The organism is Pseudomonas sp. EB271-G4-1, assembly GCF_058791355.1.
This window is the reverse complement of sequence record NZ_JBYTEO010000029.1, coordinates 81,101-88,859: the sequence shown is the minus strand read 5'-3', so window position 1 is coordinate 88,859 and position 7,759 is coordinate 81,101. Positions and strand designations below refer to the sequence as shown.

General features: G+C 59.0%; 10 protein-coding genes. 1 reads left to right on the top strand and 9 read right to left on the bottom strand.

Annotated elements, in window-relative coordinates; genetic code table 11:
- Positions 1–67 precede the first annotated feature (67 nt).
- The gene (gene yjgA, locus AC3WWR_RS16435) at positions 68–592 is read right to left on the bottom strand and encodes a ribosome biogenesis factor YjgA (protein WP_008054354.1); all 525 of its coding nucleotides are present in this window, start codon (positions 590–592) and stop codon (positions 68–70) included.
- A 108-nt stretch (positions 593–700) separates the two neighbouring features.
- On the opposite strand from yjgA, the gene pmbA reads away from it, so the two are divergent.
- Entirely contained in the window at positions 701–2,047 is a 1,347-nt protein-coding gene (gene pmbA, locus AC3WWR_RS16430; protein WP_492598882.1) for a metalloprotease PmbA, read from the top strand.
- Between the two features lie 184 nt (positions 2,048–2,231).
- Here the strand turns inward: pmbA and AC3WWR_RS16425 are convergent, their stop codons facing one another.
- The 8 genes from AC3WWR_RS16425 to lptC all read right to left on the bottom strand — a co-directional run bounded on the left by AC3WWR_RS16425 (position 2,232) and on the right by lptC (position 7,754).
- Positions 2,232–2,507, bottom strand: coding sequence for an HPr family phosphocarrier protein (locus AC3WWR_RS16425; RefSeq protein WP_020796637.1), 276 nt, complete (start codon positions 2,505–2,507; stop codon positions 2,232–2,234).
- 15 nt (positions 2,508–2,522) lie between these two features.
- On the bottom strand, positions 2,523–3,380 hold the full coding sequence (rapZ, locus tag AC3WWR_RS16420) for an RNase adapter RapZ (RefSeq protein WP_020796638.1): 858 nt from the start codon (positions 3,378–3,380) through the stop codon (positions 2,523–2,525).
- 2 nt (positions 3,381–3,382) lie between these two features.
- Complete coding sequence (ptsN, locus tag AC3WWR_RS16415; protein ID WP_151140482.1) at positions 3,383–3,847, bottom strand: PTS IIA-like nitrogen regulatory protein PtsN; 465 nt, start codon at positions 3,845–3,847, stop codon at positions 3,383–3,385.
- Between the two features lie 12 nt (positions 3,848–3,859).
- Positions 3,860–4,168, bottom strand: coding sequence for a ribosome hibernation-promoting factor, HPF/YfiA family (gene hpf / locus AC3WWR_RS16410; RefSeq protein WP_020796640.1), 309 nt, complete (start codon positions 4,166–4,168; stop codon positions 3,860–3,862).
- 75 nt (positions 4,169–4,243) lie between these two features.
- Complete coding sequence (locus tag AC3WWR_RS16405; protein ID WP_033044849.1) at positions 4,244–5,737, bottom strand: RNA polymerase factor sigma-54; 1,494 nt, start codon at positions 5,735–5,737, stop codon at positions 4,244–4,246.
- Positions 5,738–5,921: 184 nt separating this feature from the next.
- Positions 5,922–6,647: an LPS export ABC transporter ATP-binding protein gene (gene lptB / locus AC3WWR_RS16400; protein WP_008054366.1), complete on the bottom strand. Its 726-nt coding sequence runs from the start codon at positions 6,645–6,647 to the stop codon at positions 5,922–5,924.
- Positions 6,647–7,195, bottom strand: a complete 549-nt coding sequence (gene lptA / locus AC3WWR_RS16395) for a lipopolysaccharide transport periplasmic protein LptA (RefSeq protein WP_033044848.1) — start codon at positions 7,193–7,195, stop codon at positions 6,647–6,649. Before lptA ends, lptB begins: the two co-directional genes overlap by 1 nt.
- Complete coding sequence (gene lptC / locus AC3WWR_RS16390) at positions 7,182–7,754, bottom strand: LPS export ABC transporter periplasmic protein LptC (protein WP_020796643.1); 573 nt, start codon at positions 7,752–7,754, stop codon at positions 7,182–7,184. Before lptC ends, lptA begins: the two co-directional genes overlap by 14 nt.
- Between the last annotated feature and the right edge of the window lie 5 nt (positions 7,755–7,759).

The following is a 7,759-nucleotide window of genomic DNA, read 5'->3' as shown; positions in this document are numbered from 1 at the left end:
ATCTTTTGCTTTTTAAAAGATCAAAAGATCGCAGCCTGCGGCAGCTCCTACAGGGGATGGACGAGAATCAACGCAGACCGCGTTGAGTTTCGTCCAGCTCACGGATGTACTTGAAGATTTTACGGCTGGATGCAGGAGGCTTGTTTTGCGCAACCTCGTGCTGCGCCTGACGGATCAGGGAACGCAATTGCTGGCGGTCCGCGTCCGGGTAGTCGACGACGAATTTTTCCAGTACGGCATCGTCGCCGGCGATCAGGCGATCGCGCCAACGTTCCAGGTTATGGAAGCGTTCGTTGTACTGGCGAGTGGAGGCATCGAGTTGATCGAGCAAAACCAGAATTGCGTCAGTGTCCTGATCGCGCATCAGTTTGCCGATGAACTGCAGGTGCCGTTTACGCGCGATGTTCGCGGTGTGCTTGGGCGCATCGGCCAGGGCCCGGCGCAAGGCGTCGGTCAACGGCAGTTTTGCCAGCAAGTCAGGCTTGAGCGTTGTAAGGCGCTCGCCGAGGTCAACCAGAGCATGCAGCTCGCGTTTAACCTGGGATTTGCTTTTTTCTCCCGTATCGAGGGAGTCGTCGTAAGAATCAACCATGGTGGCCGTCCGCAAAGAAACGCCGCCATGATAACCAGTCGGGGGCCGCTTGTCCGGCCCGGTCGCTCGATGACCGTTACCGAAAGCAGAATTTGAGTGGAGAACAGCATGAGTGCAGTTGAAAGCGTCGGCCCACAAGCGTTGCCGGCACTGCAAGAACAAGTCGAGCAAATCATCGCTGAAGCCAAGCGACAGGGCGCCAGTGCCTGTGAAGTGGCGGTGTCCCTTGAGCAGGGCCTGTCGACCACCGTTCGCCAGCGCGAAGTCGAAACCGTCGAGTTCAACCGCGACCAGGGTTTTGGCATCACCTTGTATGTCGGTCAGCGCAAGGGCTCGGCCAGTACGTCGGCCAGTGGGCCAGAGGCGATTCGCGAAACCGTTGCCGCTGCCCTGGCTATCGCCAAGCACACCTCTGAAGACGAAGCCTCGGGCCTGGCGGATGCCGCGCTGATGGCCAGGGATGTTCAGGACTTCGATTTGTTCCACCAATGGGACATTACCCCGGAACAGGCGATTGAGCAGGCGCTGGCCTGTGAGGCCGCAGCGTTTGCCGCCGACAGCCGGATCAGCAATGCCGATGGCACCACCCTGAGCACGCATCAGGGCTGCCGCGTCTACGGCAACAGCCACGGGTTTATCGGCGGTTATGCGTCGACCCGGCACAGTTTGAGTTGCGTGATGATCGCCGAGGCTGATGGCCAGATGCAGCGCGATTACTGGTATGACGTGAACCGCCAGGGCAATCTGCTGGCGGACCCGGTGAGCATCGGCCAGCGTGCTGCGCAACGCGCCGCAAGCCGTCTGGGTGCGCGTCCGGTGCCGACCTGTGAAGTGCCGGTACTGTTCTCCGCGGAACTGGCCGGCGGCTTGTTCGGCAGTTTCCTCTCGGCGATTTCCGGTGGCAGCCTGTACCGTAAATCCTCGTTCCTCGAAGGTACGCTGGGGCAGAAGCTGTTTCCGGAATGGCTGACCATCGACGAGCGGCCGCACCTGATGCGGGCCATGGGCAGTGCAGCGTTCGATGGGGATGGCCTGGCAACCTACGCCAAGCCGTTTGTCGAAAAGGGCGAGTTGGTGTCCTACATCCTCGGCACCTACTCAGGCCGCAAGCTTGGCATGCCGAGCACCGCCAATGCGGGTGGCGTGCACAACCTGTTCGTTACCCATGGCGATGAGGACCAGGCTGTCCTGCTGCGTCGTATGGGGCGCGGCCTGCTGGTCACCGAATTGATGGGCCAAGGCCTGAACATGGTCACCGGTGATTACTCCCGTGGCGCGGCGGGTTACTGGGTCGAGAACGGCGAAATCCAGTTCGCGGTCCAGGAAGTGACCATCGCCGGCAACATGCGAGACATGTTCAAGCAGATCGTTGCCGTGGGCAATGACCTGGAACTGCGCAGCAACATTCGCACGGGCTCGGTGTTGATCGAGCGGATGACGGTGGCGGGCAGCTAAGCTTCGCCCGTTGGACAAAAAAAGGCGCGCCACCCATTGGGTGGCGCGCCTTTTTTTGTCGAGCTTTGGCCAAGCGTGTGGGGGCTGGCTTGCCAGCGATGGCGCCAGAAAGATCATCCTGATGTTCAAGGCCGCCTTCGCCAGCAAGCCCCGGCTCGAGCCGGGTTCGGACGGTCCTTGAGCTTTACTCGCCTTCGTCGAAATAGTTATTGATCAACGCCACCAGCGCATCCAGCGCTTCCTGTGCCTGCTCGCCTTCGGTGCTCAAATGAATCTTGGTGCCCTTGCCGGCGGCCAGCATCATCATCGCCATGATGCTTTTACCATCGACGGTGGTTTCCGGCGTGCGTCCTACCCTGATCGTGCAATCCTTGTATTGACCGGCAACCCCAACGAATTTTGCCGAAGCGCGGGCATGCAGGCCCAGCTTGTTGATGATTTCGATTTCCAGAGCAGGCATCGCGGTGTGAATCCTTTAGCTGAGGTCGCGGTGGCGGACCTGGACATTCTTCAGGGATTGCTGCAGGACCTGGCCAAGACGTTCAGTCAGGTAGACGGAGCGGTGATGGCCGCCGGTGCAGCCAATGGCTATGGTGACATAGGCACGGTTGCTGGCGGCAAAGCGTGGCAGCCATTTGAGCAAGTAGGTAGAAATGTCCTGGAACATTTCCTCGACATCGGGTTGCGCAGCCAGGTACTCGGCCACCGGTTGGTCGAGCCCGGACTGCTCGCGCAGCTCAGGCTTCCAATAAGGATTGGGCAGGCAGCGCACATCGAATACCAGGTCGGCGTCGACCGGCATACCACGCTTGAACCCGAACGACTCCACGAGAAACGCCGTACCGGGTTCCGGTTGGTTTAGCAGGCGCAGCTTGATGGTATCGCGCAGTTGATACAAATTCAGACTGGTGGTGTTGAGCTTGAGATCGGCAAGGTCGGCAATCGGACCGAGCAGGGTGGTCTCGTCGTTGATCGCTTCGGCCAGCGAGCGGTTGGCGTTGCTCAGCGGGTGACGCCGACGGGTTTCCGAGAAACGTTTGAGCAGGGTTTCTTCGTCGGCATCCAGGTAGAGGACATCGCACTGGATGTGGCGACTGCGCACTTCTGCCAGTAACTCGGGGAACCGCGACAAGTGGCTTGGCAGGTTGCGAGCATCGATGGACACGGCAACCAGTGGCTGTGCCAGTTCGGTGTGTATCAGCGCTCGCTCGGCCAGTTCAGGCAGCAACCCGGCAGGCAGGTTGTCAATGCAGTAGTAGCCGTTGTCCTCGAGGACGTCGAGGGCGGTACTTTTACCTGAGCCGGAGCGGCCGCTGACGATGATCAAGCGCATGATTACTGCCCGTTTTGCTCGTCCAGGACAACCTGATACAAGGCTTGATTGCTCGCAGCGTTGCGCAGTTTGTCGCGCACGTCCTTGCGGTCGAGCATGCTGGCAATCTGGCGCAACAACTCAAGGTGCGCATCGGTAGCGGCTTGCGGGACCAGTAGCACGAACAACAGGTCAACCGGAGCGCCGTCGATGGCGTCGAAATCGATAGGGGCGTCCAGATGCATCAAGGCACTGATGGGCGCATCACAGCCCTTTAGACGGCAGTGGGGAATGGCGATGCCATTACCAAAGCCGGTGGAGCCGAGTTTTTCACGGGCGACCAGGCTCTCGAAAACATCCTGCATGGCCAGATCCGGCACTTCGCGATGGATGAGGTTGGCAATTTGCTCGAGGGCTTTCTTTTTACTGCCGCCCGGCACGTTCACCAGGGAACGGCCGGGGGTCAGGATGCTTTCAAGTCGGATCATGGGTTGGGAGTGTTAACGACCCGTAGCGCCCTGGAGGAGGCTCTGAGTCTTTTCCTTATGCTTTTTGAGTTGTTTATCCAGCTTGTCGGTCAGTGCGTCGATTGCCGCGTACATATCGGTATGTTCCGCGTTGGCGACGACCTCATTGCCGGGTATATGCAGCGTGGCTTCGATTTTCTGCTTCAACTTTTCGACGCACATCGTGACTTGCACGTTGGTGATCTTGTCGAAATGCCCCTCGAGCTTCTTGAACTTGAGCTCGACGTATTCACGCAGGGGCTTGGTCACTTCCAGTTGGTGTCCACTGATGTTGACTTGCATACAGCTTCTCCTTCGTTGCCAGTGCATAAAGCGGCAGATCCAGATGATCTGCCACTGGAACGCTGTGGCGTGGCCCTACATCAACCGCTTGCGTTCGCTCGAAGGCGCGATCCCGAGGGATTCGCGGTACTTGGCGACGGTGCGGCGAGCCACCTGAATGCCTTGTGCCTCCAGTAAACCAGCGATCTTGCTGTCACTCAACGGCTTTTTCTGATTTTCCGCCGCCACCAGTTTTTTGATGATCGCGCGAATCGCCGTGGACGAGCATTCTCCGCCCTCGGAGGTGCTGACGTGACTGGAGAAAAAGTATTTCAGTTCATAAATGCCCCGAGGGGTATGCATGAATTTCTGCGTGGTAACCCGCGAAATCGTCGACTCATGCATGCCGACCGCTTCGGCGATGTCATGCAGGACCAATGGCTTCATGGCTTCGTCGCCATACTCCAGGAAGCCGCGCTGATGCTCGACGATCTGCGTGGCCACTTTCATCAGGGTTTCGTTGCGGCTTTGCAGGCTCTTGATGAACCAGCGGGCTTCCTGCAGTTGATTGCGCATGAAGGTGTTGTCGGCGCTGGTGTCGGCACGACGAACGAAGCCCGCATACTGGGCGTTGACCCTCAGGCGGGGCACCGACTCCTGGTTGAGCTCCACCAGCCAGCGTTCGTTATCCTTGCGCACGATCACGTCCGGAACCACGTATTCGGCTTCGGTCGACTCGATTTGCGAGCCCGGGCGCGGGTTGAGGCTCTGGACCAGCTCGATCACCTGGCGCAGCTCATCTTCCTTGAGCTTCATGCGGCGCATCAGCTGGCTGTAGTCGCGGCTGCCGAGCAAGTCGATATAGTCAGTGACCAGGCGCTTGGCTTCGGCCAGCCAAGGCGTCTTGGCGGGCAGTTGGCGCAATTGCAACAGCAGGCATTCACCCAGGTTGCGTGCGCCGATGCCGGCAGGTTCGAATTGCTGGATGCGGTGCAGGACGGCTTCGATTTCGTCCAGTTCGATGTCCAGTTCCGGATCGAAGGCTTCGAGGATTTCCTCCAGCGTCTCGTCCAGGTAGCCCTGGTTGTTGATGCAGTCGATCAGGGTCACGGCGATCAGGCGATCGGTGTCGGACATCGGTGCCAGGTTCAATTGCCACAGCAGGTGGCTTTGCAGGCTCTCGCCGGCTGATGTGCGGGTGGTGAAATCCCACTCGTCGTCATCGTTGCTCGGCAGGCTGCTGGCGCTGGTCTGGTAGACGTCTTCCCAGGCGGTGTCGACAGGCAGTTCGTTGGGAATGCGCTCGTTCCAGTCGCCTTCCTCGATATTATCGACGGTCGTGGCGCTTTCCTGGTAGGAGGGTTCCTGGGTGTCGGTACTGGGTTTGTGTTCGGCGTTGTCGGCCAGCGGGTCGGAATTGTCGAAGTCGTCGCCTTCTTCCTGGCGCTCGAGCATCGGATTGGACTCCAGGGCCTCCTGGATTTCCTGTTGCAGGTCCAGGGTCGACAATTGGAGCAGGCGGATGGCCTGTTGCAGCTGCGGTGTCATCGTCAGCTGCTGGCCCATTCTCAAGACTAGCGATGGTTTCATGGCAGGGGCTTAACACCTTATTCGCCGGCGCACATGCGCCATCCACTACAGGGCGCCGGAGCGCCAAACATAAGCAAATTATATGCCCGAAACCGCGGCGTTTGCCTAGAGCGCTGTAACAATAAAAAAAGGTTGATTTTTTATTGCGCCAAGCGCTCTGCCGACTCGCCGGACACCGCGATGCTTACAGGCGGAATTCATGCCCCAGGTACACTTCTTTCACCAGGTCATTGGCCAGGATGGTTTCAGCGTCGCCTTCGGCGATCAGTTGACCATCGTTGACAATATAGGCGGTTTCGCAGATATCCAGGGTTTCGCGGACGTTGTGGTCGGTGATCAGTACGCCGATGCCCTTGGCCTTGAGGTGGTGGATGATCTGCTTGATGTCACCCACGGAGATCGGGTCAACGCCGGCGAACGGTTCGTCGAGCAGGATGAATTTCGGGTTGGTGGCCAGTGCCCGGGCGATTTCCACGCGACGGCGTTCGCCACCGGACAGGCTCATGCCGAGGTTGTCGCGGATGTGGCTGATGTGGAACTCCTGCAGCAGGCTTTCCAGTTCCTTGCGGCGACCGGCCTTGTCGAGTTCCTTGCGGGTCTCGAGGATGGCCATGATGTTGTCGGCCACGGAGAGTTTGCGGAAGATCGACGCTTCTTGCGGCAGATAACCGATACCCGCCTTGGCACGACCGTGCATCGGCTGGTGGCTGACATCGAGGTCATCAATCAGCACGCGCCCCTGATCAGCCTGTACCAGGCCGACGATCATGTAGAAGCAGGTGGTCTTGCCGGCGCCGTTGGGGCCGAGCAGGCCGACGATCTGGCCGCTGTCGATGGACAGGCTGACGTCTCGCACGACCTGGCGGCTCTTGTAGCTCTTGGCCAGGTGCTGGGCTTTCAGAGTTGCCATTAAGGGGCCTTTTGCTCGTCGGTTTTCTTTTTCGGCTGGATCACCATGTCGATGCGCGGACGCGACTCGGTCACCTTGCTGCCCGTTGCGCGACCGGCGCTGGCCAGCTTTTTCTCGGTGTCATAGACGATTTTCTCGCCTTGAGTGACGTTGCTGTCCTTGTCGATGACCTTGGCGCGGTCGATCAGCACGACACGATTTTGCTTGGCGAGGTACTGGATGGTCACGCCCCATCCCTGCACGGGCTTGGTGTCGCCTGCGGTCTGCAGTTGCTCGAAGTAGGCCAGGTTACCCACCGAGGTCACCACGTCGACGTCGCCATCGGGGGCGCGGGTCATGGTCACCTTGTTGCCCTTGACAATGATCGAGCCCTGGGTGATGACCACATCGCCCGTATAGGTGGCCACACCGTTCTTGTCGTCCAGTTGGGCGTCGTCGGCCTGGATGCGGATGGGTTGCTGCTGATCGTCCGGCAGAGCCCAGGCGCTCACGCTTCCCAGTGCTGCGCCCAGACTGAGCAAAATAGGGAGGGTTTTAACGAGCCTCATACTGTCCTCTTACGTTCGATAGCAGGTGTATCCTGCTTTCTTTCAAATACGCCTTCATGCCGACACCAGTCGATACACCGCCAGCGCCGTCGATTCTAACGGGTTGCTGGGTCTGCGCATATTGCTGCTGCGGGAACACGGTCATGCGAGTACTGGTGATCAGGGTGTCGCGGTTCTTTTCGTCGGTACGCTTGACGCGCACGTTGTCGATCAGTTCGACCTCGGTCCCGCCGGAGTTCACCTCACCGTGATCGCTGGTCACATGCCACGGAAAATCAGTGCCGCGGTACATGTTCAGGTCGGGTTTGGTCACCAGCGTGATGTCGGTTGCCTTGACGTGCTCGGCTTTTTCCGACGTCATTTCGTATTGCACCTTGCCGTCTTCGAGGTACTGCAAGGTGTGAGTGTTGGTCGCGTACCAGTCGATCGGGCTTTCTTCAGTCTTGGCCGGTGGCTTGTCGAGAAAGCGTTCCGGGCTGATGTTCCAGTAGCCGACCGCGGCGAAAATCGCCACGATGCAACTGACCACCAATGTCTTGCGAACTTTTTTGCTGAACATGATTT